Raw genomic sequence first — 24,842 nt, 5'->3', positions numbered from 1 at the left:
TGCTTGTCACCGCCGGGTGTGGCTGGCATCTGCGTAGTACTACGCAGGTTCCACCCTCAATGAAAACCATGATCCTGAACTCTGGCGATCCGAACGGCCCGTTAAGCCGCGCGGTGCGTAATCAGCTGCGTCTGAACGGCGTTACGCTGCTTGAAGACGGTACCATGCGTAAAGATGTGACGTCCTTACGTCTGGGTGCGGTCAGCCTTTCGCAAGATACGGCATCGGTATTCCAGAACGGTCAAACGGCTGAATACCAGATGGTGATGTCCGTAAGTGCTACTGTGCTGATTCCAGGTCATGATATTTACCCAATCAGCGCCAAAGTTTATCGTTCGTTCTTTGACAACCCACAGGCTGCACTGGCGAAGGATAACGAGCAGGACATGATCATAAAAGAGATGTATGACAAAGCGGCTGAACAGTTGATTCGTAAGCTGCCAAGCGTACATCTGGCCGATACTCAGTCATCCAATGCTGATGCTGAGCCTGCGGTGAATAAAACCGCAGCGCCTGCGTCATCTCCGGCGCGTGTCTCCACCACGCTGGGTAACTGATGCTCAAGTTGTACCCTGAACAACTCCGCGCACAGCTCAATGAAGGGCTGCGCGCGGCGTATTTACTCTTGGGCAACGATCCCCTCTTATTGCAGGAAAGCCAGGATGCCATCCGTCAGGCTGCCGCAACGCAAGGATTCGAAGAACACCACGCCTTCACTCTGGACAACAGCACCGACTGGGGAGAGATTTTTTCACTCTGCCAGGCGATGAGCCTGTTTGCCAGCCGTCAAACCCTGCTTCTGCAGTTGCCTGAAAATGGCCCTAATGCCGCCATTAATGAACAGCTCGCGTCACTCGTCACTCTGTTACATGACGATCTGCTGCTGATAGTTCGCGGCAACAAACTCACCAGGGCACAGGAAAACGCCGCATGGTATACGGGGCTTGCAAATAACGCGGTTCAGGTAAGCTGCCAGACGCCGGAACAAGCACAGCTTCCTCGCTGGGTTGCCGCCAGGGCGAAACTTAACAACCTGCAACTGGATGACGCAGCCAATCAGCTTTTGTGCTATTGCTATGAAGGTAATTTGTTAGCACTGGCGCAAGCGCTGGAACGATTAGCGTTGCTTTGGCCTGACGGCAAACTAACGCTGCCTCGTGTAGAGAAAGCGGTTAACGATGCCGCGCACTTTACCCCATTCCACTGGGTAGACGCGCTGCTGATGGGCAAAAGCAAACGCGCGCTGCACATTCTGCAGCAGCTACGCCTGGAAGGTAGCGAGCCGGTTATTTTGCTGCGTACGATCCAGCGTGAGTTACTGTTGCTGGTTAACTTAAAACGGCAGTCGACCCATACGCCTTTGCGCACGTTGTTTGATAAACACCGGGTGTGGCAAAATCGCCGGGGCATGATGGGAGATGCGCTAAACCGGCTGAACCCGGCGCAACTGCGTCAGGCTGTGACGCTTTTAACGCGTACGGAAATTACGCTTAAACAAGACTATGGTCAGTCAGTGTGGGCGGAACTTGAGGGGCTTTCCCTTTTGCTCTGTCATAAATCGCTGGCCGATGTTTTTATTGATGGTTGATATGAAATCATTGCAGGCTTTGTTCGGTGGCACCTTTGATCCGGTGCATTACGGTCATCTTAAACCGGTTGAAATTCTGGCGAATCTGATTGGCCTTTCCCGGGTCATCATCATGCCCAATAACGTGCCGCCACATCGTGCGCAGCCCGAAGCGTCCGCTGAGCAACGTAAGCGTATGGTTGAACTGGCCATTGCTGATAAGCCGCTGTTTTCCCTGGATGAACGCGAGCTGAAACGCGATACCGCCTCCTACACCGCGCAAACGCTAAAAGAGTGGCGCGAGGAGCAAGGCCCGAACGTGCCGTTAGCGTTTATCATTGGTCAGGATTCGCTGCTTACCTTCCCTTCCTGGCATGACTACCACACGATTCTGGGTAATACCCACCTCATCGTGTGCCGACGTCCGGGCTATCCACTCGAAATGGCACAGGAAAAACACCAGCAATGGCTGGAGGATCATCTGACCCATTCAGCAGATGACCTGCACAACCTGCCTTGCGGGAAAATTTACCTGGCCGAAACGCCGTGGTTTAACATCTCTGCCACGCTCATCCGTGAGCGCCTGGAAAAGGGCGAGCCGTGCGACGACCTGATGCCAGACGCGGTGCTTGACTATATCAATCAACAGGGACTGTACCGCTAAGCGCCTTGCGTAAGGCCGTCAGCAGGCGGTTATTCTCTTCCTGGCTGCGAACGGCTACCCGATAATAGCGCGCATCCAGCCCCGGATAATTGGCGCAACTGCGAATCAAGACATGTTGTTTCAGCAACGCAAGTTGCAGATCCATATCCGCACGATCGCAGCGTAATAAACGATAATTTGCCCGGCCGGGATACGCCGTCAGGCCGGGCAGATCTTGCAGTTGTTGATCAAACCGCTCCCCCTCTTGTTCCAGCCATTTCCACGTCGCCCGCTGATATGCGCTATCGCGTAAGATAATCTCGCCTGCCAGGGCAGCAAACGCATTAATTGACCACGGCATTTGTTGGTTGCGCATCTGTGCAACCGCCTGTTCGTTACTGTTGACCAGATACCCCAGGCGCAGTCCCGGGATCGCATAGAACTTGGTGAGCGAACGCAGCACCCAAATATGCGGGTTCTCGTGCAGTAACGGGATAAACCCCGACTCCCCGGCAATAAAATCGATAAACGCTTCATCAAGGATCAGGGCGATCCCCAGCGACTCACAACGCGTGGCAATTTCACGCAGCAGGCGGGTTTCGGGCAACAACCCGGTGGGATTATTGGGCGTACAGAGAAACAGGCAGTCCAGCTCAGGCGTTAACGCATCGAGGATCGCATCGGTAAGCTGCCAGCCATCGTCTTCGCACAGCGCAAACTCATGGATCGTACACTCTCCCCATTGCAGCGCCCGACGATATTCCGCAAACCCGGGCGTCACGATCATCGCGTGGCGTGGCTTCAGGCCATGCACCAGGGTAAAAATGGATTCGGTTTCACCGTTCCCGGCCAGGATCCACGAGGACGGAATTTGATGATGCTCCGCCAGCGCGGCATGCAGTTGCGCGTAATCGACATCCGGGTAACGCTCCGTGCAGTCCAGATTGTCGATAATCGCCCGTTTTAAACTTACTGGCATACCCAGCGGGTTAATATTCGCGCTAAAATCCAGCAACTGCTCAGGCAAGATGCCCAACAATTCGGCGGCTTCTCGGGTGTTACCGCCATGTGCGCTCTTCAATAAAGACATCGTGCCGCTCCACGTAAAAAAGGGTATTTTAGTGAAAAATCACTGCGCAATCAGGGCAAACATCATATTTTGTGCGAATAGCCTCACGAGGAAAACATGAGACTCTGGTTAGTACGTCATGGCGAAACCGAAGCCAATGTCGCTGGTTTATATAGCGGCCACGCCCCCACACCGCTAACGGAACGGGGGATCGCTCAGGCGCAAACGCTGGGTACGCTGTTACGCAATGTCCCTGTCGACAACGTTCTGTGCAGCGAACTGGAACGCGCCCGCCATACAACGCAGTTGATTCTGGCAGAACGTGAAGTTCCTGTGCGCAACATGCCTGAGCTTAATGAGATGTTTTTTGGTGACTGGGAAATGCGTCACCATCGCGATCTGGCGCGCGAAGACGCCGAAAATTACGCCGTGTGGTGTAACGACTGGCAGAATGCGACGCCCACCAATGGCGAAGGTTTTCAGACGTTTTCCCAGCGAGTGGAACGTTTCATTGCCCAGCTTGCTGATTATAAAGCGTGCCAAAATCTGCTGGTGGTGAGTCATCAAGGCGTGCTGAGCGTGTTGATCGCCCGTCTGCTGTCCATGCCCGCTGCGGCAATGTGGCATTTCCGCGTCGAACAAGGCTGCTGGAGCGCAATTGATTTTTGTGACGATTTTGCGGTTCTGAAAGTGCTTAACAGCCGGGCCGTATGGCGCGACGGGGAGTGAAAGCGCTGTTTTTTATGCCGAAGGGCCTCTCTCCCATTGACACCCCATGACAGGCTGTTATTCTCCGCAGCCTGACTTTTCCCGCCCTTCAGAGCTTTGCAGAAATTGTTTTACAAAAATGGCGATGCATTCTGTGGCGTGGGGTGGGATGATAGCGCACTTCACAAGCGCATTCGGAGACATTTGTCCCGATATCGCCTCTGGTTCAGGTATACTAACAGACGTTTTTAACTCTTTTCACCCAGGGGGAACACTTGCAGGGTAAAGCACTCCAGGATTTTGTAATCGACAAAATTGATGACCTGAAAGGTCAAGACATCATCGCCTTAGACGTTCAGGGCAAATCCAGCATCACTGATTGCATGATTATCTGCACCGGTACATCCAGCCGTCACGTTATGTCTATTGCAGACCACGTGGTTCAGGAGTCCCGCACTGCTGGCCTGCTGCCGCTCGGCGTGGAAGGCGAGAATGTCGCTGACTGGATCGTCGTTGACCTCGGCGATGTGATTGTCCACGTAATGCAGGAAGAGAGTCGTCGCCTGTATGAACTGGAAAAACTCTGGAGTTAATGCGTGAAGCTGCAACTTGTCGCTGTGGGTACGAAAATGCCTGACTGGGTACAAACCGGATTTACCGAGTATCTCCGTCGGTTTCCGAAAGATATGCCCTTTGAGCTGATCGAAATCCCGGCAGGAAAGCGCGGCAAGAACGCGGACATTAAACGCATTCTCGACAAAGAGGGTGAGCAGATGCTGGCTGCCGCAGGCAAAAACCGCATCGTCACCCTTGATATCCCGGGTAAACCCTGGGACACGCCGCAGCTGGCGACCGAACTGGAGCGCTGGAAACTGGACGGTCGTGACGTCAGCCTGTTAATTGGCGGGCCGGAAGGTCTCTCTCCTGCCTGTAAAGCGGCAGCGGAACAAAGCTGGTCACTCTCTGCATTAACCCTTCCACACCCTCTTGTTCGGGTTCTGGTTGCGGAGAGTCTGTACAGGGCGTGGAGCATTACCACCAACCATCCTTATCACCGTGAGTGATCATTGATTCTTGAGTAGATTAAGCAGCGGATGAAACTACAGAATTCTTTTCGCGACTATTCGGCTGAGTCCGCGCTGTTTGTGCGCCGGGCGCTGGTCGCTTTTTTGGGGATTTTGCTGCTAACCGGCGTGCTGATCGCCAACCTTTATAATCTGCAAATCGTTCGCTTCACTGATTATCAGACCCGTTCGAACGAAAACCGCATCAAACTGGTGCCTATCGCGCCGAGTCGCGGCATCATTTATGACCGCAACGGAATTCCTCTCGCCCTTAACCGCACCATTTATCAGATAGAAATGATGCCGGAAAAGGTAGACAACATTCAGGATACCCTCGACGCGCTGCGTAACGTCGTAGACCTGACGGACGACGATATTGCTGCCTTTAAAAAAGAGCGCGCCCGTTCACACCGTTTCACCTCAATTCCGGTAAAAACCAACCTGACTGAAGTTCAGGTCGCACGCTTTGCCGTGAATCAATATCGCTTTCCTGGGGTCGAAGTTAAAGGCTATAAACGCCGCTATTACCCATACGGCTCTGCGCTGACCCACGTAATTGGCTACGTATCGAAGATCAACGATAAAGACGTAGACCGCCTGGACAAAGACGGCAAACTGGCTAACTACGCGGCAACGCATGACATCGGCAAGCTGGGTATTGAACGTTATTATGAGGACGTGCTTCACGGCCAAACCGGGTATGAAGAAGTTGAAGTGAACAACCGCGGCCGCGTCATTCGCCAGCTGAAAGAAGTGGCGCCGCAGGCCGGGCACGATATCTATCTCACCCTTGATTTGAAACTCCAGCAGTATATTGAAACGCTGCTGGCGGGCAGTCGTGCCGCCGTGGTGGTTACCGACCCGCGTACCGGTGGCGTTCTGGCGCTGGTATCTATGCCGAGCTATGACCCGAATCTGTTCGTGGATGGTATCTCCAGTAAAGATTACTCCGGGTTGCTCAATGACCCGAACACCCCCTTGGTTAACCGCGCCACACAGGGTGTTTACCCCCCTGCTTCGACGGTTAAACCTTACGTTGCGGTTTCTGCGTTAAGCGCAGGCGTCATCACCCGCAATACCGGCCTGTTCGATCCGGGCTGGTGGCAGCTACCGGGCTCTGAAAAACGTTACCGCGACTGGAAAAAGTGGGGGCACGGCCATCTGAACATCACCCGCTCTCTGGAAGAGTCCGCGGATACGTTTTTCTATCAAATCGCCTATGATATGGGGATTGACCGGCTTTCAGAGTGGATGAGCAAATTTGGCTACGGCAAATATACGGGCATCGATCTTGCCGAAGAGCGCTCCGGCAATATGCCAACCCGCGAGTGGAAGCAAAAACGGTTTAAAAAGCCATGGTATCAGGGTGATACCATTCCCGTCGGCATCGGCCAGGGTTACTGGACAGCAACCCCAATCCAGATGAGTAAAGCGCTGATGATCCTTATCAACGACGGTTTGATAAAAGTCCCGCATCTGTTGATGAGCACGGCAGAAAACGGCAAGCAGGTGCCGTGGGTACAGCCGCACGAACCGCCCGTTGGCGATATTCATTCTGGTTACTGGGAAATCGCGAAAGACGGTATGTACGGTGTTGCGAACCGCCCTAACGGAACTGCGCATAAGTATTTTGCTGGCGCGCCTTACAAAATTGCGGCGAAATCCGGTACCGCGCAGGTCTTTGGCCTGAAAGCTAATGAAACCTATAACGCGCATAAGATCGCCGAGCGTTTACGTGACCACAAGCTGATGACGGCCTTCGCCCCCTATGATAAACCCCAGGTCGCTGTCGCCATGATCCTTGAAAACGGCGGTGCGGGTCCGGCGGTGGGTACCATTATGCGCCAGATCCTTGACCATATTATGTTGGGCGACAACAACACCAATCTGCCTGCGGAAAACCCAGCGGTTGCAGCAGCGGAGGACCAATAATCGTGACGGATAATCCGAACAAAAAAACATTCTGGGACAAAATCCACATTGATCCCACAATGTTGCTTATTTTGCTGGCTCTGCTGGTTTACAGCTCACTGGTCATCTGGAGCGCCAGCGGCCAGGATATTGGCATGATGGAGCGCAAAGTCGGCCAGATCGCAATGGGCCTGGTCATCATGGTAGTGATGGCGCAAATTCCCCCCCGGGTGTATGAGGGCTGGGCGCCCTATCTCTATATCTTTTGCATCATTCTGTTGGTGGCGGTAGACGCCTTCGGCGCCATTTCCAAAGGTGCGCAGCGCTGGCTGGATTTGGGTATCGTGCGTTTTCAGCCTTCTGAAATTGCCAAAATCGCCGTGCCGCTGATGGTTGCGCGCTTTATTAACCGTGACGTTTGCCCACCATCGCTAAAAAATACCGCCATTGCGCTGGTGCTGATTTTTATGCCCACGCTGCTGGTCGCCGCCCAACCTGACCTCGGCACTTCAATTCTGGTCGCACTTTCCGGTCTGTTTGTCTTGTTCCTTTCTGGTTTGAGCTGGCGCTTAATCGGCGTTGCGGTGGTTCTGGTCGCGGCGTTTATCCCGATACTGTGGTTCTTCTTGATGCATGATTACCAGCGTCAGCGCGTCATGATGCTGCTCGACCCGGAAACTGATCCGCTGGGCGCGGGTTATCACATAATTCAGTCTAAAATAGCTATTGGCTCCGGTGGGTTACGCGGTAAAGGCTGGCTGCATGGTACGCAGTCGCAGCTTGAGTTTTTACCCGAACGCCACACCGACTTTATCTTTGCTGTCTTAGCGGAAGAGCTGGGTCTGGTGGGGATCTTGATTCTGTTGACGCTCTACATTTTGCTGATTATGCGCGGATTATGGATCGCTGCCCGCGCGCAAACCACCTTTGGTCGCGTCATGGCGGGTGGCTTAATGTTGATATTATTCGTTTATGTCTTCGTAAATATTGGTATGGTGAGCGGTATTCTGCCCGTGGTTGGGGTTCCACTCCCACTGGTCAGTTACGGAGGCTCGGCACTTATCGTGCTGATGGCCGGGTTCGGGATTGTTATGTCGATCCACACCCATAGAAAAATGTTGTCGAAAAGCGTGTAAGGGGTACGCAATGCGTAAGCAGTGGCTTGGTATCTGCATCGCAGCAGGAATGCTCGCGGCGTGTTCGAGTGATGATGGTCAGCAACAGGTTGCTGTCGCGCCGCAGCCTGCGGTGTGTAATGGTCCGATTGTTGAAATCAGCGGGGCCGATCCGCGCTTTGAACCCCTGAACCCAACGGCGAATCAGGACTACCAGCGTGATGGTAAAAGCTACAAAATCGTGCAGGATCCCTCCCGCTTTAGCCAGGCCGGACTTGCCGCTATCTATGATGCGGAACCAGGAAGCAACTTAACCGCGTCTGGCGAAGCGTTCGACCCGATGCAGCTGACCGCTGCGCATCCGACGCTGCCTGTCCCCAGCTATGCCAGAATTACCAATCTGGCGAACGGCAGGATGATCGTCGTGCGCATTAACGATCGCGGGCCTTATGGCAACGATCGCGTGATTTCACTTTCGCGCGCCGCAGCCGATCGTCTGAACACCTCCAACAACACTAAAGTGCGTATCGACCCAATCATCGTCGCCCAGGATGGTTCATTGTCCGGACCGGGTATGGCTTGTACCACGGTCGCGAAACAAACTTATGCCTTGCCTGCGCGTCCTGATTTAAGCGGTGGCGGCAATATGGGAAGCATGCCTTCGCCATCAGATGCAGGTCAGCCCCAAGGCGATATTCGTCCGATCAGTAATTCCACGCTGAAAAGCGATGATCCAACCGGTGCGCCAGTAAACAGCAGTGGATTCCTCGGTGCGCCAACCACGCTCGCATCAGGCGTGCTGGAAAGCAGCGAGCCGACTCCGGTGCCGCAATCGACAACCACCGCACCGGTCACGTCAACCGCGCCGGCAGCAACCCCAGCAGCCGTCACAGCGCCCGCGGCAACTGCCAACGGACGCTATGTGGTTCAGGTTGGCGCAGTCAGCGAGCAGTCGCGCGCGCAGCAGTATCAAAAGCGTTTAAGCCAGCAGTTTGGCGTTCCTGGCCGGGTGGTACAAAACGGCGCAGTCTGGCGTATCCAGATGGGGCCGTTTGCCAGCAAAGCTGAAGCCTCCACATTGCAGCAGCGTCTTCAATCCGAGGCGCAATTACAGTCCTTCATCACCGGCGTGTAATAACGTAAATCAGGTATCTGAACTGTCAGTTTCTGTAAATGACATTAACAAAGTCACGCGGAAAGTCAGATGCCTGCCAGTTATGCATTTGCTATAGTAGGGCACTTTTTTTAATTTCATCACGGACGTCGTAGTTCAGACCATGAAGACCACTTTTTCCGCTCGTTTCGTGCAGCGTATGGCGCTCACCGCGGCTCTCTGCGCAGCCTCTCTCTCTGCTGCCCATGCCGATGACCTGAATATTAAAACCATGATCCCGGGTGTTCCGCAGATCGATGCGGAGTCGTATATCCTGATTGATTACAATTCAGGTAAAGTTCTGGCAGAACAGAACGCAGACACTCGCCGCGACCCCGCCAGCCTGACCAAAATGATGACCAGCTACGTCATCGGCCAGGCGATGAAAGCCGGGAAATTCAAAGAAACCGATCTGGTCACCGTCGGCAATGACGCATGGGCTACGGGCAACCCGGTCTTCAAAGGTTCATCGCTGATGTTCCTCAAGCCAGGCATGCAGGTTCCTGTTTCTCAGTTGATCCGTGGTATTAACCTGCAATCCGGAAACGACGCGTGCGTGGCGATGGCAGACTTCGCAGCCGGTAGCCAGGATGCTTTCGTCGGCCTGATGAACAGCTATGTGAATGCGCTGGGCCTGAAAAACACCCACTTCCAGACCGTTCATGGTCTCGATGCTGACGGTCAGTACAGCTCGGCTCGCGACATGGCCATGATTGGTCAGGCTCTGATTCGCGACGTGCCTAACGAATACTCTATCTATAAAGAAAAAGAGTTCACCTTTAACGGCATTCGTCAGTTAAACCGTAACGGCCTGCTGTGGGATAACAGCCTGAATGTCGACGGTATCAAAACTGGTCACACCGATAAGGCTGGCTATAACCTCGTTGCATCCGCAACCGAAGGCCAGATGCGTCTGATCTCCGCCGTTATGGGTGGTCGCACCTATAAAGGCCGAGAAACAGAAAGTAAAAAACTGCTGACCTGGGGCTTTCGTTTCTTCGAAACCGTGAACCCGTTGAAAGTGGGTAAAGAATTTGCCTCAGAACCCGCCTGGTTTGGTAACACCGATCGTGCGTCGTTAGGCGTTGATAAAGACGTCTACCTGACCATTCCGCGCGGCCGCATGAAAGACCTGAAAGCCAGCTATGTGTTGAACACCACTGAACTGCACGCCCCGCTGCAGAAAAACCAGGTTGTCGGCACTATCAACTTCCAGTTGGATGGCAAAACCATTGAACAGCGCCCGCTGGTGGTGCTGCAGGAAATCCCTGAAGGCAACTTCTTTGGGAAAATCATTGATTACATTAAATTAATGTTCCATCACTGGTTTGGCTAAAAATCGAACACTTGAAAGTGTGATTTACGTCCCCATATACTAGGTATCCAGATAACTCCCACGCGCAGTGGGAGTTATTATTTTTTGATGTAACGCCGGAGCTGACATGAAAACCAAACTTAACGAACTGCTTGAATTCCCTACTCCATTTACTTACAAAGTAATGGGGCAGGCGTTGCCTGAGCTGGTTGATCAGGTGGTTGAAGTGGTACAGCGCCATGCGCCAGGTGATTACTCTCCGACGGTAAAACCGAGCAGCAAAGGCAACTACCACTCGGTCTCAATCACCATCACTGCTACACACATTGAGCAGGTTGAAACGCTGTACGAAGAATTAGGCAATATCGATATCGTACGCATGGTGCTGTAAAAACCTGTCGGTTACCCGCTGCATCCCCGCTCGGGTAACCCCTCCCCCCTGTGATATACTTTTCCCCTCTTTAACATTCTCTACGGAGATGCCGTTTTGTATCAGGATAAAATTCTGGTCCGCCAGCTCGGTCTTCAACCTTACGAGCCAGTCTCTCTGGCCATGCATGAATTTACCGATACCCGTGATGAAAACAGTCATGATGAAATCTGGCTGGTAGAGCATTATCCTGTCTTCACCCAGGGTCAGGCAGGTAAAGCTGAGCACGTATTGATGCCGGGAGATATTCCGGTGATCCAGAGCGATCGTGGCGGTCAGGTGACCTACCACGGGCCAGGCCAACAGGTCATGTATGTGCTGTTGAACCTGAAGCGTCGTAAACTTGGCGTGCGCGAACTGGTTACGTTGCTGGAGCAAACCGTCGTGAATACCCTTGCGGAAATAGGCATTGACGCCCACCCGCGAGCCGATGCGCCTGGCGTATACGTGGGTGAGAAGAAAATCTGCTCTTTGGGATTACGTATCCGTAAAGGATGTTCATTTCACGGCTTAGCGCTCAACGTGGATATGGACTTGTCGCCTTTCCTGCGTATCAATCCTTGTGGTTATGCCGGGATGGAGATGGCGAAAGTATCGCAGTGGGATAGCACGGCCACGACCGAGAGCATTCGCCCCCGCCTGCTGGCCAACATCTTCGCGCTGTTGGGTAACCCACCGCACGAGTACATTGCGGACTGAAAATACGGTCATAGTTTGCCACGGCATATGTTGTGGCAAATGGCACAAAACAACAACTATTTTACATTTTGCCAGCCTGTCAGGCTGCTTTCTGGCCCGTTTCAATGATATACTGCGTATCACTAATTCAAAAATAGTTGATAAATGCAACATTCCCTTGAATTGAAACGCTTTCCTTCGTAATTCGCAACTGGAACACGCAAGCTATGAGTAAACCCATTGTGATGGAACGCGGTGTTAAATACCGCGATGCCGATAAGATGGCTCTTATCCCGGTAAAAAATGTGGCAACAGAGCGTGAAGCCCTGCTGCGTAAACCGGAATGGATGAAAATAAAACTGCCAGCGGACTCCACTCGCATCCAGGGCATCAAAGCGGCAATGCGCAAAAATGGCCTGCACTCTGTCTGCGAAGAAGCTTCCTGCCCTAACCTGGCTGAATGTTTCAATCACGGAACAGCAACCTTTATGATCCTCGGCGCAATCTGTACTCGCCGTTGCCCATTCTGTGACGTTGCCCATGGCCGTCCGGTTGCTCCTGACGCCAACGAGCCGTTAAAACTGGCTCAGACGATTGCGGACATGGCGCTGCGCTATGTCGTGATTACCTCCGTTGACCGCGACGATCTGCGTGACGGCGGCGCTCAGCACTTTGCTGACTGCATCACCGCGATTCGTGAGAAAAGCCCGTCGATTAAAATCGAAACGCTGGTGCCTGACTTCCGTGGTCGTATGGATCGCGCGCTGGATATCCTCACAGCCACGCCGCCGGACGTGTTTAACCACAACCTCGAAAACGTACCGCGTATTTATCGTAATGTACGCCCTGGGGCTGACTACAACTGGTCGCTGAAGCTTCTGGAACGCTTCAAGGAAGCGCACCCGGAGATTCCGACCAAATCGGGTCTGATGGTGGGTCTGGGTGAAACCAATGCTGAAATCATTGAGGTCATGCGCGACCTGCGCAGCCATGGCGTGACCATGCTGACGCTGGGGCAGTATTTACAGCCAAGCCGCCATCACCTCCCGGTTCAACGCTATGTAAGCCCAGATGAGTTCGATGAGATGAAAGCAGAAGCCATGGCTATGGGCTTTACCCACGCTGCTTGCGGTCCATTCGTGCGCTCTTCATACCATGCTGACATGCAGGCCAAAGGGCTGGAAGTGAAGTAATCGTGTAATACTCACTTACATATCAGCAATAAAAAACCGGCAAATCGCCGGTTTTTTTTCATGCAAAGTTTGCAGTATTACTCTTTATGAGAAAGCTTCTCAGCCTGAACGCTACCATCAGCCTCTTTCTTGGCATCGGCATTATCGTCGTTCATTGCTTTCTTGAAGCCCTTGATTGCCGTCCCCAGGTCTCCACCCAGAGTACGTAACTTCTTGGTACCAAACAGCAGAACAACCAGTGCGGCAACCACCAGCAGTTTGGTAATACTAATCTCACCCATAGATACCTTCTTGACTTAAACCAGGCTACATAAAGCGCCATATTAACCTGAGAATATTAACGGCCTTTCGACGCGCGCACACAATAGCAATCTGTAACAAGGTGAATCAAGCCTTGTTTAAAAAAACGTCATAATAATTGCGGTGGCGCAAAGCGTCGGTTACTTAACACCGGAAGTTGTGCCCTGACCTGCCTGACCCGCTCGGCGGAAACCTCGGCCATAATGAGCGCGGGCGTTTCAGCCGCCGCCGCAATAGTCACGCCAAAGGGATCGATGACCCGGCTTTGGCCGATATTCTTGTTACCGCACTCTCCGGCCGCAACCAGATAACACGTGGCATCCAGCGCTCTTGCCGCCAAAAGCGTGGCCCAGTGATGCTCTTTTAACGATCCCCGCACCCAAGCCGCAGGTAAAACGAGAATCTCAGCCCCCTGCAACGCGTGCGCCAGCGCCAGCTCAGGGAAGCGCAGGTCATAGCAGGTCATTAGCCCTACTTTTAATCCGCCTACGTCCAGCAGCGGTGCTATGGCGTCCCCTGCATCGACATTACGTGACTCCTGAATCGAAAAGGCATCATAGAGATGTAATTTAGCGTAATGGGCCACTACCCGACCAGCCCGTAGCGCCACCAGCATGTTAAATGCCCGGCCTGGCACAGAGGGAACATGAATCGTCAGGATTGTCGTCATCTCATTTTGTGCGCTTTCTCGCAACAAATGCGTCAGAAACCCGCCTTCCAAAAGCTGAGCTGATTTCACTGACAGGTCAGGGTCTAAATCGTCACGCGCCAACAATGCCTCCGGTAATACCAGTAGCGACGCCCCCTCTCCAGCAGCCTGAGACATCAGTAAGGCGCAGGTTTCTGCATTTTTTTCCCATGAAGGTCCCACGGCAAATTGCCCTGCTGCAACGAACATATTCCCTCCAGAAAACTTTGTTAGGCTCGCCAACAACAATTATTCAGCGTTACACTCACCCTCTATACAATCAAATAGCAGGATTACGCAGTGTTACAACTCCTTTTAGCAGTTTTTATCGGTGGTGGCACAGGTAGCGTAGCAAGATGGATGTTGAGTATGCGGTTTAACCCGCTGCATCAGGCCATTCCATTCGGTACGCTGGCTGCAAACTTACTTGGCGCATTTATCATTGGTATGGGTCTGGCATGGTTTAATCGCATGACAAATATTGACCCAATGTGGAAGGTGCTGATTACTACTGGCTTTTGCGGGGGACTGACAACGTTTTCCACTTTCTCTGCTGAGGTAGTGTTTTTACTGCAGGAAGGACGCTTTGGTTGGGCTATGGTGAATGTACTGGTTAATCTGTTGGGATCATTCGCGATGACCGCCCTGGCATTCTGGTTGGTATCTGCCTCTCCCGCACATTGAAGCGAAAAAAACCCGCAATTAAGCGGGTTTTGAATGCTTGCTGTCGTATGCTTACAGAGCGATTACGTTTGCAGCAGAAGGGCCTTTGGCACCGTTAGTGATTTCGAACTCTACACGCTGACCTTCAGCCAGAGTTTTAAAACCATTGGTCTGGATTGCAGAGAAGTGTACGAACACATCTTTGCTGCCATCTTCCGGAGTAATGAAACCGAATCCTTTGGACTCATTAAACCACTTAACGTTACCTTTAATCTTAGACATCAAAATTACCTTTACATGAAAAATAGACACAAATGCTGTGTCGGGTATCAGTACAACAATTGTGGTGCACTTTGTCCAGTCGAACTTTATCAAAAAGTGATAAATGTCGCGTTATTTTTCAGTTAAACTTCCTATCACTATGTTTTTAAAAGGCTTTCCAATAAACCACCTGACAATACAGGTAGTCCATCAAAACTGGAACCGCATCCACGCAAAGTAGACGTTGCCGTTGTTATACGTTCCAGGAATGTAGGTCATCTGAAACGTTGCCGGACCATAACCAATTGATGCCAGCGGTAACAGCACCGGTACCGGAATGTAGTTCCAGTTATCACGCGCGGTGAAACCGGCGGTAAAGCCGAGACCTGTATGGAAGTTTTCATCAGCCAGCGGTCGCCAGGTTTTTTCCCAGCCATAGCCGCCAATGGGTTCCCATTTATTGTAGGAATCCTTAAACGCCATGATATAAAGTCCGTGCCAGTTACCTTTATCATCCCAACGGGATTGACCAAATCCTGCACCCCACGGCCGTTCATTGTAGCGATCCGTTTTTTCTTTATCGTAGGCAAAACGCGCATGCCAGGTAATAGCAGGTACATACAGATCATAATGTTCCGGCTGCTGCCAGGTTTCACTGACATTATCTTTAAAAGTAGCAAACCAGCCTTTATCTTCAGCAGCAGCCTGGGAAGTGAAAGCTAACTGAATAAAAATAAATGAAAAAATGAGAAAATATCGTTTAGCGAAAATCACAACTTAATTACCATCCTGGGATTTATTATTAATTTTAGCAAACCCAACCTTAATGTCAGCTTAACAAAAATGCGCAAATAAAAAATCAGAATATTCCTCAGCCTATAACCTATCCCTTTATTTACTGAGCCATTTCATAGGAACTATTTTCTCTTTATTGCCAATAAATTGTGCTTTCCTGCGGCGAGAGTTAAATAACTTCACAATAAATTAACAACAAAGCATCAATATCACCACAAAACACACACACCAACGCTGCGCTTCACAGTTTTTTATTGTGATATTCTTTTTTTAATCGCGATGCTGAAAAAACGGCTTAGCCATCGCTTGAATCCGTATTTTTATTGATTTCAATCAGCAAGAGTTATCGGTTTATTAGGCACATTCTGTCACCACTTTTTACTTTTTTTAGTTTTTTAACTTTCTGGGCAGCAATGCGACAGGGGAAACAATGTTGACATTTATTGAACTCCTTATTGGGGTTGTGGTTATTGTGGGTGTAGCGCGCTACATCATTAAAGGTTATTCCGCGACAGGCGTACTGTTTGTCGGCGGTCTGGTTTTGCTGATTATCAGTGCGTTGATGGGCCATAAAGTTTTGCCGTCTAGCGCAGCAACAACGGGCTATACGGCAACAGACATTGTTGAATATATTAAAATTTTGCTGATGAGCCGTGGCGGCGATCTCGGCATGATGATTATGATGCTGTGTGGTTTTGCCGCCTACATGACGCATATTGGCGCGAATGATATGGTGGTTAAGCTGGCCTCTAAGCCGCTGCAGTATATTAATTCACCTTATCTGCTTATGATTGCCGCCTATTTTGTCGCCTGCCTGATGTCCCTGGCGGTCTCTTCAGCAACCGGTCTGGGCGTATTGCTGATGGCGACATTGTTCCCGGTCATGGTTAACGTTGGGATTAGCCGTGGCGCCGCAGCGGCCATTTGCGCCTCCCCAGCCGCTATTATTCTTTCGCCAACATCCGGTGATGTAGTGCTGGCTGCAAAAGCCGCGGAAATGCCGCTGATCGATTTCGCGTTTAAAACCACGCTGCCAATTTCCATTGCCGCCATCATTGCTATGGCGATTGCCCACTTTTTCTGGCAGCGTTATCTGGATAAAAAAGAGAACATTTCTCATGAAATGTTAGATGTGGCTGAAATTACCACTACCGCCCCGTCGTTTTACGCCATCTTGCCATTTACCCCGATCGTTGGCGTCCTGATTTTCGATGGAAAATGGGGCCCACAGCTGCATATCATTACGATTCTGGTGCTGTGCATGCTCATCGCTGCTGTACTGGAGTTCGTACGAGGATTCAACACCCAGAAGGTTTTCTCGGGTCTGGAAGTCGCCTACCGTGGTATGGCGGATGCCTTTGCTAACGTGGTGATGCTGTTAGTCGCGGCGGGCGTTTTTGCCCAGGGTCTGAGCACAATCGGCTTTATTCAGAGTCTGATTTCTATCGCCACCTCGTTTGGTTCCGCGAGCATTATTCTGATGCTGGTACTGGTGATCCTGACTATGCTGGCGGCAATGACCACGGGGTCCGGTAACGCACCGTTCTATGCCTTCGTTGAGATGATCCCAAAACTGGCGCACTCTTCTGGCATTAACCCGGCTTACCTTGCTATCCCGATGCTGCAGGCATCAAACCTTGGACGCACAATCTCTCCGGTCTCCGGTGTGGTTGTCGCTGTCGCAGGGATGGCAAAGATCTCTCCGTTCGAAGTAGTGAAACGTACCTCGGTTCCGGTTCTGGTTGGACTGCTGGTTGTGATTATCGCAACTGAAGTGATGGTGCCGGCGACGTCCGCCCTGATTGGCGGTTAACGATAACTGTCAGTATCGGACCTTGATACGCAAAATCATTTAAGCTGCATCAAGGTGGCAAGTGAAGACATCCCCAGTACCATAGATAATTATGTGACTGGGGTTTCTTCACGCAGCCCACAAAGAGGCAGCTTCAAGGATGACGTGAATTAGCCGCCGTGATAAATACGCTGCGGCCTCCCCACCTTACCGTGAATAATCTCCGCAATAATCAAATGACGGCTGGCACAGTACTCCAGGTAGCGCCTGGAGGTGGTACGGCTGATAGTGAGCGCCTGAGCGATCGTTTCCGCAGTATGATGTACCGTCGGATCGGCAAATAATTTCAACACCGCATTCAGCGTTAACGCATCAATTCCGGTCGGCAAATCGCCTTTCGGTTCGCCGCGCGCATAAGCATTAAACATTTCATCAATCTGCTTTTGACTGGCGCTGTCATTACCGGCCAACATGCGTCTGCGCTGTTGATAACGCGTCAGCGTCTGCCCCAGGCGCTCGTAGGCAATGGGTTTGACCAGATAATCAAACGCGCCGCTGCGCACGGCCTCGGAGACCGTTTCCATGTCGCTGGCCGCCGTGGTAAACACCACGCCGCCCGGATAACGCGTCTGGGTTAGCTCATGCAACAACGTAATTCCCTTGCCGTCCGGCAAGTAGTTATCGAGTAGAATCAAACCGGGCTTAAAACGCTCAATCATCATCCTCGCTTGCGCAAGATTACCCGCCAGCCAAATCTGGCTGAAGCCGGGTATATGGCGGATATATTCAGCATGCATTTCCGCCAGTAGCGTTTCATCCTCAACGATCAATAGCGTTAATGGTTCCGTCATTATTTTTTTTCACTTTCGGAAGAAATAAAGAAAATAAGGTGCCGCAGGGGGAGTTATCTTCGAGTGTAATCACCCCGTTACAGCGCCTCACATAACTTGCAATCAGATACAAACCGATGCCATGTTCACCTGGTTCATCGGTACGGGTGCTCACACCCTGTTCAAATATTTTTTCACGCAATGCTTCCGGTACACCGCATCCCTGATCGGCAACTTCGATGATCACGTCATCCCCTTCATCACTCAAATAGAGTTCGACGATCTTGTTGCCTTGCTGGGTGCGCAAGCTCGCTTCAAATGCATTATCAAGCAGATTGCCAACAATTGCTGCAAACTCTGTGCTATCCAGCCCCTCAGGGAGTTGATGCAGTTGACTGCCAGGAACGATAGTCATAGTGAGGCCCAGTTCACGCGCACGCTGCACCTTGCCAAACAACAGACCGGCTACCTGACGATCGGCAAACGCGCCGCGCAGACTGTCAATCAGTTGCTGTTGCGCCTGCGACTCCCCCTGCACCATTGCCAGCACCCGGTCATACTCTTTCATTTGCAGCAGGCCATTAATGGTCGACATCCAGTTAAGGTGTTCATGACGCAGCGTTCTCAGGCTCTCTACATACTGTTTGATCTGCGTTAATTGCGCATTAAGAGTAGCAATTTCATCTTTACTACGAAAACTGATGATTGCCCCAAGCAGTTCATCGCCGGAGCGAATCGCCTCACGGTTAGCGATAACGCTCAGGCCATTAAAGTTCACCATCGCGTCCTGTCGTTTTTCCGCAATCTGCTGGGTGAAAAAGTCAGTCGGCTGAACCACCTCACTAACCGGTTTTCCAAGCCACTTTCGTCCAGGCGAAGACAGCCCCAGCATTTTCCTCGCGCTGCGGTTTATTGCGGTGATATACCCATCAGGGTCCACGGCGATCAAACCTTCATATACCGAGCTGAATAGCGCTTCCTGCTGACGCACTACCCGCGCGATTTGCTTAGGCTCCATCCCCAACATCTGCCGGCGAATATGGGCGGCAAATAACCAGGAGAGCAGCATAAGTACCAGCAACAGCAGGATAAACACCCCTGCCATTGGGAGTAAAAAGTCCGATCGCCAGCTATCGATTTTACTGATCAGATAGCCAATTGAGACCACGCCAATGATTTTGCCATCGTCATCAAAGATGGGCGTTTTGGCGCGCATCGCCATCCCAATCGACCCTTTGCCGGTAATAAAGTAACTCTCCCCTCTTTCCAGCGCGCCGGGTTTGGTGAACTGCATCGGGTAGCCAATTTTTTCCGGATTTGGGTGGTAAAGGCGGACAGAGTTGGTATCCCCGATAACCACATAGTCGAAGTCAGTCCCGCTCTGCAGTTTGTCGGCAATGGTCGCCAGACGCTTGTAATCACGATGCTTCACCGCCGCGATGATACTGTCGTTAGAGGCGATGATTTTGGCCTGGTTCATCGCCATATCGCGGACATGCGTTGCCAGATAATCTTCAAAACTGGCGGTAAAGTATTGTGCTAACGCGGCGATAATAAAAACAGAAACGACCAAAATAAGCAGAAAGATACGCAATGGAAACGCCAGACTGCGAAAAAAAGGAAACCGTGTTTTATTTTTCTGCTCTGCCATATTTCTTCCTCAGCGACGTTACCCGAAACTTATTTCTCATTGTAGTTGTAATAAAAATGTTTTATTTGCAAGTCGCGGTATAAAACAGGATCGTTGCAGATTCCCCACCTTAAATCAATTAAACAAATTAAAACCACACGCTATTTCGGAGTTAAATTAATTAAAAAACTTAAAACCATAAAACACATTAAAACCTTCTAACTTATTGTGAAATAAATCAAAAATTACCTCCAAAATACTCCTTACGATGTATGCAGCAGGGAAAAAAAGAAATACTCCGTAATAAAAAAACATTCCCTTCAATTGCAAACAAGAAGTTATCAGGTTGCTAAACAGAGCAACAAAAACAGAAACCCAGTAACAAATATAGCATCGGGGCTCTATTCACTATGTTCGGTAATAATATATTCACGCAAGTTAAACGCTCAGAAAATAAAAAGATGGCGGCTATCGCGCAATTTCTGAAAGAGAATGATTTGAGCGTTGATACAACTGTCGAAGTATTTATCACCGTCACCCGTGATGACCGCCTGATTGCCTGCGGCGGCATTGCCGGCAATATCATAAAGTGCGTCGCCATCTGCGAATCCGTAAGGGGTGAAGGCTTAGCGCTGACGCTGGCGACCGAGTTAATCAACCTCGCCTATGAGCGCCACTGTACGCACCTCTTCATCTATACCAAAACCGAGTACGAGTCGCTGTTTAAGCAGTGCGGTTTTTCTACGCTGACCAGCGTTCCCGGCATTATGGTGCTGATGGAAAACAGCACCACACGTCTGAAACGCTACGCTGAATCACTGGCGAAACAGCGCCATGAAGGGAAAAAAATTGGTTGTATCGTCATGAACGCCAACCCCTTCACCAACGGACATCGTTTTCTGATCCAACAAGCAGCCGCGCAATGTGACTGGCTGCATCTGTTTTTGGTGAAAGAAGATACCTCGCGTTTTCCGTATGAAGACCGACTGGATCTGGTGCTTAAAGGGACAAAAGACATTCCACGTTTAACCGTTCATCGCGGTTCGGAATACATCATTTCCCGCGCCACATTCCCGTGCTACTTCATCAAAGAGCAGAGCGTTATTAACCACTGCTATACCGAAATAGACCTGAAAATCTTCCGCCAGTATCTGGCCCCGGCTCTCGGCGTCACGCACCGCTTCGTCGGTACCGAGCCGTATTGCACCGTCACCTCCCAGTACAACAACGATATGCGCTACTGGCTGGAGACCCCAACGCTTCCCGCCCCACCGATTGAACTGGTGGAAATTGAGCGGCTGTGCTTCCAGGAGATGCCGATTTCTGCCTCCTGGGTGCGCAAGCTGCTGGTTAAAAAAGATCTCACGGCTATCGCATCCCTGGTCCCTGACGCCACGCTGCACTATCTGCAAAGCATGGTTGAGCGGGCCTCATCGGGTGCGGCAGTCCGCCAAAATACCCCCGCATTAGCAACAGGTGAAAAATGAAAATAAACCAGGCAGCCGTCGCAGGCACACTCGAGTCCGGTGATGTGATGATTCGCATCGCCCCACTCGATTCGCAGGATATTGACCTGCAGGTTAACAGTAGCGTCGAAAAGCAGTTCGGTGATGCCATCCGGGCCACCATTCTGGACGTTCTGTCCCGCTACAACGTACGCGGCGTGCAATTAAATGTTGATGATAAAGGCGCACTGGACTGCATTTTACGTGCGCGACTGGAAGCACTACTGGCCCGCGCTGGCGGTATTCCTGCACTGCCATGGGAGGATTGCCAGTGATTAGTGAATCTTTGCAGCAACGTAAACCCCGTACCCGCCGCAGCATGCTGTTCGTACCGGGCGCCAATGCCGCCATGGTCAGCAACTCGTTCATCTATCCGGCAGATGCGCTGATGTTCGACCTGGAAGACTCCGTCGCGCTGCGCGAGAAAGATACAGCTCGCCGTATGGTGTACCACGCGCTGCAGCATCCGCTGTATCACGACGTTGAAACTATCGTGCGCGTAAACGCCCTCGACTCCGAATGGGGCATTAACGATCTCGAAGCCGTGGTACGCGGCGGCGCTGACATCGTGCGTTTACCGAAGACCGATACCGCGCAGGACGTCATCGACATCGAAAGCGAAATCCTGCGTATCGAGAAAGCCTGTGGCCGTGAGCCCGGCAGTACCGGTCTGTTAGCTGCCATCGAATCGCCGTTAGGCATTACCCGTGCGGTAGAAATTGCCCACGCTTCCGAGCGCCTGATCGGTATTGCACTGGGTGCGGAAGATTATGTGCGTAACCTGCGCACTGAGCGCTCTGCGGAAGGGACTGAACTGCTGTTTGCCCGCTGCTCTATTTTGCAGGCGGCACGCTCTGCCGGCATTCAGGCGTTCGACACCGTTTATTCCGATGCCAACAACGAAGCGGGTTTCCTGCATGAAGCCGCACACATCAAGCAACTGGGTTTTGACGGTAAGTCGCTCATCAACCCGCGCCAGATCGAGCTCCTGCACAACCTGTACGCGCCGACACGCAAAGAGCTGGCTCACGCGCGCCTGGTCGTGGAAGCCGCTGAAGCCGCCGCTCGCGAAGGCCGTGGCGTAGTTTCCCTGAACGGCAAAATGGTCGACAGCCCGGTTATCGAGCGCGCCCTTCTGGTTATCTCTCGTGCAGAACTTTCCGGCATTCGCGAAGAATAAGGCAAAAAAATGACGCAGAAAATCGAACAGTCTCAACGCCAGGATCGCGTGGCGACCTGGAGCCGTCATGCAGAAAGTGAGCTTTCCGCTTATCAGAGCACCGCAAAAGTAGAATTACAGGCGCAAAAACCGCGCGACAAGAAGCTGTGCGCTAACCTGGAAGACGCCATTCGTCGTTCAGGTTTACAGGATGGCATGACCATCTCTTTCCACCACGCTTTTCGCGGTGGCGATCTGACGATTAACCTGGTGATGGACGCCATCGCCAGAATGGGCTTTAAAAATCTGACGCTGGCCTCCAGCTCCCTGAGCGACTGCCATGCTCCGCTGGTTGAGCACATCCGTCAGGGCGTGGTCAGCCGTATTTACACCTCCGGGCTGCGTGGCCCGCTGGCGGAAGAGATCTCGCGTGGCCTGCTGGCCGAGCCTGTGCAGGTCCACTCCCATGGCGGCCGTGTACACCTGGTGCAAAGTGGCGAACTCAGTATTGATGTGGCGTTCCTCGGCGTACCGTCCTGCGACCAGTTTGGTAACGCTAACGGCTATACCGGTAAAGCGTGCTGTGGTTCACTGGGCTATGCCCGCGTCGATGCCGAAAATGCAAAACAGGTTGTCCTGCTGACTGAACAGCTGCTGACCTATCCGCATAACCCGGCCAGCATTACGCAGGATCAGGTGGATCTGATTGTACAGATCGATCAGGTCGGCGATGCGGACAAAATCGGTGCTGATGCGACACGCATGACCACCAACCCGCGAGAACTGTTAATCGCCCGTAGCGCGGCAGACGTCATTGCTAACTCCGGTTACTTCAATGAAGGCTTCTCACTGCAGACAGGAACCGGCGGCGCTTCTCTGGCCGTTACTCGTTTCCTGGAAGACAAGATGCGCAGCCGCGATATCCGTGCTGACTTCGCGCTGGGCGGCATCACCGCTACCATCGTTGATCTGCACGAAAAAGGCCTGATTCGCAAACTGCTGGACGTACAGAGCTTTGACCGTAACGCGGCTGAGTCGCTGGCCCGCAATCCAAACCACATTGAGATCAGTGCCAACCAATATGCCAACTGGGGCTCAAAAGGCGCCTCCGTCGATCGTCTGGACGTCGTGGTGCTGAGTGCGCTGGAAGTTGATACCAGCTTCAACGTTAACGTACTGACCGGTTCTGACGGCGTACTGCGCGGCGCATCCGGCGGTCACTGCGATACTGCGGTTGCCGCTGCGCTTTCCATCATTGTCGCTCCGCTGGTTCGCGGACGCATCCCGACGCTGGTTGATAACGTCCTGACCTGCGTAACCCCGGGCTCTAGCGTAGACATCCTGGTCACTGACCACGGTATCGCCGTTAACCCTGCGCGTCCGGAACTGGCTGAACGTCTGAAAGAAGCCGGTATGAAAGTGGTGTCCATTGAATGGCTGCGCGAACGTGCACAGCAGCTCACCGGTCAGCCACGCGCTATCGAATTCACCGACCGCGTGATTGCCGTTGTGCGTTACCGCGATGGCTCGGTGATTGACGTTGTGCATCAGGTGAAGGAATAAGCCATGCGCCTACTCCCTGAACACGCCACCCAACACGCAGTTTCGATTCCCGAGCTGCTCGCCAGCCGGGATGAGAGACAAGCAAGGCAACATGCCTGGCTGACGCGTCATCACGCGCCACTGGTCTCGTTTACCGTGGTCGCACCGGGTCCGATTAAAGACAGCGCATTAACCCGTCGCATCTTTAATCACGGCGTCACCGCCCTGCTCGCGCTGGCGGAAAAATCCACCTGGATTATCAGGGAGCAAACGGCGCTGGTTTCTGCCAGCGGTCCGGAAGGTCTTTTGTCTATTGAGGCCCCGGCCCACGATCTCAAGCTCGCCACGATTGAACTTGAGCATTCACATCCGCTGGGACGGTTATGGGACATCGATGTCCTGACCCCTGAAGGGGAAATTCTGTCCCGGCGTCATTTCGCACTCCCTGCCCGCCGCTGTCTGCTGTGCGGGCAAAGCGCTGCCGAATGCGCGCGGGGTAAAACCCACGCGCTTTCCGACTTACTCTCTCAGATGGAGGCTCTGCTGCATGATGCCGATTCCCGCAACATCAACCAATAACGCAGTCCTTCCTCTGGATCTGCCTGACGCTTACGCAACGCTTGCGTGGCGGGCCATGTTGACTGAAGTCAACCTGTCGCCCAAACCGGGTCTGGTGGATCGTATTAACAACGGCGCACATAAAGATATGGCGCTGGAAGATTTTCATCGCAGCGCTGAGGCAATTCAGGCCTGGCTGCCGCGTTTTATTGAATATGGGGCGTTTAGCGCACAGCTGTCGCCTGAAGATGTGTTGAAAGGACTGCGCCCACT

The 24,842-nt window shown here is 52.2% G+C and carries 28 protein-coding genes; 21 read left to right on the top strand and 7 right to left on the bottom strand.

The window, feature by feature from the left end:
* From lptE to nadD, 3 genes are all read left to right on the top strand, one after another.
* Nucleotides 1–557 (top strand): LPS assembly lipoprotein LptE (gene lptE, locus FDW87_RS02500; RefSeq protein ID WP_137379425.1); only part of this gene is annotated, 557 nt, incomplete at its 5' end.
* Complete coding sequence (holA, locus tag FDW87_RS02495; RefSeq protein ID WP_047415141.1) at nt 557–1,588, top strand: DNA polymerase III subunit delta; 1,032 nt, start codon at nt 557–559, stop codon at nt 1,586–1,588. The genes lptE and holA, both read left to right, overlap by 1 nt.
* Nucleotide 1,589: 1 nt before the next feature.
* On the top strand, nt 1,590–2,231 hold the full coding sequence (gene nadD / locus FDW87_RS02490) for a nicotinate-nucleotide adenylyltransferase (RefSeq protein WP_049259746.1): 642 nt from the start codon (nt 1,590–1,592) through the stop codon (nt 2,229–2,231).
* Here the strand turns inward: nadD and cobD are convergent.
* A complete protein-coding gene (cobD, locus tag FDW87_RS02485; RefSeq protein WP_047415139.1) occupies nt 2,206–3,300 on the bottom strand; it encodes a threonine-phosphate decarboxylase CobD in 1,095 nt (364 codons plus the stop codon). The two genes, nadD and cobD, sit on opposite strands and share 26 nt — an antisense overlap.
* A 96-nt stretch (nt 3,301–3,396) precedes the next feature.
* On the opposite strand from cobD, the gene FDW87_RS02480 reads away from it, so the two are divergent.
* From FDW87_RS02480 to lipA, 10 genes are all read left to right on the top strand, one after another.
* Entirely contained in the window at nt 3,397–4,008 is a 612-nt protein-coding gene (locus FDW87_RS02480; RefSeq protein ID WP_016155967.1) for an adenosylcobalamin/alpha-ribazole phosphatase, read from the top strand.
* A 254-nt stretch (nt 4,009–4,262) separates the two neighbouring features.
* The gene (gene rsfS / locus FDW87_RS02475) at nt 4,263–4,580 is read left to right on the top strand and encodes a ribosome silencing factor (RefSeq protein ID WP_003022728.1); all 318 of its coding nucleotides are present in this window, start codon (nt 4,263–4,265) and stop codon (nt 4,578–4,580) included.
* A 3-nt stretch (nt 4,581–4,583) separates the two neighbouring features.
* Nucleotides 4,584–5,051, top strand: coding sequence for a 23S rRNA (pseudouridine(1915)-N(3))-methyltransferase RlmH (gene rlmH / locus FDW87_RS02470; RefSeq protein WP_003022725.1), 468 nt, complete (start codon nt 4,584–4,586; stop codon nt 5,049–5,051).
* Between the two features lie 30 nt (nt 5,052–5,081).
* Entirely contained in the window at nt 5,082–6,983 is a 1,902-nt protein-coding gene (gene mrdA, locus FDW87_RS02465) for a peptidoglycan DD-transpeptidase MrdA (protein WP_016152233.1), read from the top strand.
* Nucleotides 6,984–6,985: 2 nt separating this feature from the next.
* Nucleotides 6,986–8,098 (top strand): peptidoglycan glycosyltransferase MrdB, encoded by a 1,113-nt coding sequence (gene mrdB / locus FDW87_RS02460; protein WP_006685529.1) that lies wholly within the window; start codon nt 6,986–6,988, stop codon nt 8,096–8,098.
* A gap of 10 nt (nt 8,099–8,108) precedes the next feature.
* A complete protein-coding gene (gene rlpA / locus FDW87_RS02455; RefSeq protein WP_137379424.1) occupies nt 8,109–9,212 on the top strand; it encodes an endolytic peptidoglycan transglycosylase RlpA in 1,104 nt (367 codons plus the stop codon).
* 142 nt (nt 9,213–9,354) lie between these two features.
* A complete protein-coding gene (gene dacA, locus FDW87_RS02450) occupies nt 9,355–10,566 on the top strand; it encodes a D-alanyl-D-alanine carboxypeptidase DacA (RefSeq protein WP_003022711.1) in 1,212 nt (403 codons plus the stop codon).
* Nucleotides 10,567–10,672: 106 nt separating this feature from the next.
* The gene (gene ybeD / locus FDW87_RS02445; RefSeq protein ID WP_003022706.1) at nt 10,673–10,936 is read left to right on the top strand and encodes a DUF493 family protein YbeD; all 264 of its coding nucleotides are present in this window, start codon (nt 10,673–10,675) and stop codon (nt 10,934–10,936) included.
* Nucleotides 10,937–11,032: 96 nt separating this feature from the next.
* Nucleotides 11,033–11,674: a lipoyl(octanoyl) transferase LipB gene (gene lipB, locus FDW87_RS02440; protein ID WP_016152231.1), complete on the top strand. Its 642-nt coding sequence runs from the start codon at nt 11,033–11,035 to the stop codon at nt 11,672–11,674.
* A gap of 206 nt (nt 11,675–11,880) precedes the next feature.
* Nucleotides 11,881–12,846: a lipoyl synthase gene (lipA, locus tag FDW87_RS02435; RefSeq protein ID WP_003022702.1), complete on the top strand. Its 966-nt coding sequence runs from the start codon at nt 11,881–11,883 to the stop codon at nt 12,844–12,846.
* A gap of 77 nt (nt 12,847–12,923) precedes the next feature.
* Here the strand turns inward: lipA and tatE are convergent, their stop codons facing one another.
* Complete coding sequence (tatE, locus tag FDW87_RS02430) at nt 12,924–13,127, bottom strand: twin-arginine translocase subunit TatE (protein WP_016152230.1); 204 nt, start codon at nt 13,125–13,127, stop codon at nt 12,924–12,926.
* Nucleotides 13,128–13,255: 128 nt separating this feature from the next.
* The gene (locus tag FDW87_RS02425) at nt 13,256–14,044 is read right to left on the bottom strand and encodes a deaminated glutathione amidase (protein ID WP_016155964.1); all 789 of its coding nucleotides are present in this window, start codon (nt 14,042–14,044) and stop codon (nt 13,256–13,258) included.
* Between the two features lie 90 nt (nt 14,045–14,134).
* Between FDW87_RS02425 and crcB the strand changes: the two genes are divergently transcribed.
* Nucleotides 14,135–14,518, top strand: a complete 384-nt coding sequence (gene crcB, locus FDW87_RS02420; protein ID WP_003831281.1) for a fluoride efflux transporter CrcB — start codon at nt 14,135–14,137, stop codon at nt 14,516–14,518.
* A gap of 51 nt (nt 14,519–14,569) precedes the next feature.
* Here crcB and cspE read toward each other — a convergent pair whose 3' ends face one another.
* Both cspE and pagP read right to left on the bottom strand, forming a co-directional pair.
* Entirely contained in the window at nt 14,570–14,779 is a 210-nt protein-coding gene (gene cspE, locus FDW87_RS02415; RefSeq protein ID WP_000034825.1) for a transcription antiterminator/RNA stability regulator CspE, read from the bottom strand.
* 189 nt (nt 14,780–14,968) lie between these two features.
* Entirely contained in the window at nt 14,969–15,532 is a 564-nt protein-coding gene (gene pagP, locus FDW87_RS02410) for a lipid IV(A) palmitoyltransferase PagP (protein ID WP_016155963.1), read from the bottom strand.
* 451 nt (nt 15,533–15,983) lie between these two features.
* On the opposite strand from pagP, the gene dcuC reads away from it, so the two are divergent.
* On the top strand, nt 15,984–17,366 hold the full coding sequence (gene dcuC, locus FDW87_RS02405) for an anaerobic C4-dicarboxylate transporter DcuC (RefSeq protein ID WP_016152227.1): 1,383 nt from the start codon (nt 15,984–15,986) through the stop codon (nt 17,364–17,366).
* 149 nt (nt 17,367–17,515) lie between these two features.
* On the opposite strand, the gene dpiA is transcribed toward dcuC, so the two are convergent.
* Entirely contained in the window at nt 17,516–18,196 is a 681-nt protein-coding gene (gene dpiA, locus FDW87_RS02400) for a two-component response regulator DpiA (RefSeq protein WP_016152226.1), read from the bottom strand.
* Nucleotides 18,165–19,826 carry a sensor histidine kinase DpiB gene (gene dpiB, locus FDW87_RS02395; protein WP_046274583.1) on the bottom strand — a complete coding sequence of 554 codons (1,662 nt, stop codon included), beginning with the start codon at nt 19,824–19,826 and terminating at the stop codon, nt 18,165–18,167. The genes dpiA and dpiB overlap by 32 nt, the downstream gene beginning before the upstream one ends.
* 389 nt (nt 19,827–20,215) lie before the next feature.
* Here dpiB and citC point away from each other — a divergent pair, with 389 nt between their 5' ends.
* The 6 genes from citC to FDW87_RS21555 all read left to right on the top strand — a co-directional run.
* Entirely contained in the window at nt 20,216–21,292 is a 1,077-nt protein-coding gene (gene citC, locus FDW87_RS02390; protein ID WP_016152224.1) for a [citrate (pro-3S)-lyase] ligase, read from the top strand.
* The gene (citD, locus tag FDW87_RS02385) at nt 21,289–21,585 is read left to right on the top strand and encodes a citrate lyase acyl carrier protein (protein ID WP_003831276.1); all 297 of its coding nucleotides are present in this window, start codon (nt 21,289–21,291) and stop codon (nt 21,583–21,585) included. The genes citC and citD overlap by 4 nt, the downstream gene beginning before the upstream one ends.
* Nucleotides 21,582–22,490 (top strand): aldolase/citrate lyase family protein, encoded by a 909-nt coding sequence (locus tag FDW87_RS02380; RefSeq protein ID WP_046274582.1) that lies wholly within the window; start codon nt 21,582–21,584, stop codon nt 22,488–22,490. The genes citD and FDW87_RS02380 overlap by 4 nt, the downstream gene beginning before the upstream one ends.
* 9 nt (nt 22,491–22,499) lie before the next feature.
* Nucleotides 22,500–24,032 (top strand): citrate lyase subunit alpha, encoded by a 1,533-nt coding sequence (gene citF, locus FDW87_RS02375; RefSeq protein ID WP_016152222.1) that lies wholly within the window; start codon nt 22,500–22,502, stop codon nt 24,030–24,032.
* 3 nt (nt 24,033–24,035) lie between these two features.
* Nucleotides 24,036–24,590, top strand: coding sequence for a citrate lyase holo-[acyl-carrier protein] synthase (gene citX / locus FDW87_RS02370; RefSeq protein WP_049282445.1), 555 nt, complete (start codon nt 24,036–24,038; stop codon nt 24,588–24,590).
* A partial coding sequence (locus FDW87_RS21555) for a triphosphoribosyl-dephospho-CoA synthase (RefSeq protein WP_252362962.1) occupies nt 24,559–24,842 on the top strand: 284 nt, incomplete at its 3' end. The genes citX and FDW87_RS21555, both read left to right, overlap by 32 nt.

This window comes from Citrobacter sp. wls826, assembly GCF_005281245.1.
GTDB classification, from domain to species: domain Bacteria; phylum Pseudomonadota; class Gammaproteobacteria; order Enterobacterales; family Enterobacteriaceae; genus Citrobacter; species Citrobacter braakii.
The sequence above is the reverse complement of the archived record's forward strand: the minus strand, read 5'-3'. Positions and strand labels throughout refer to the sequence as shown.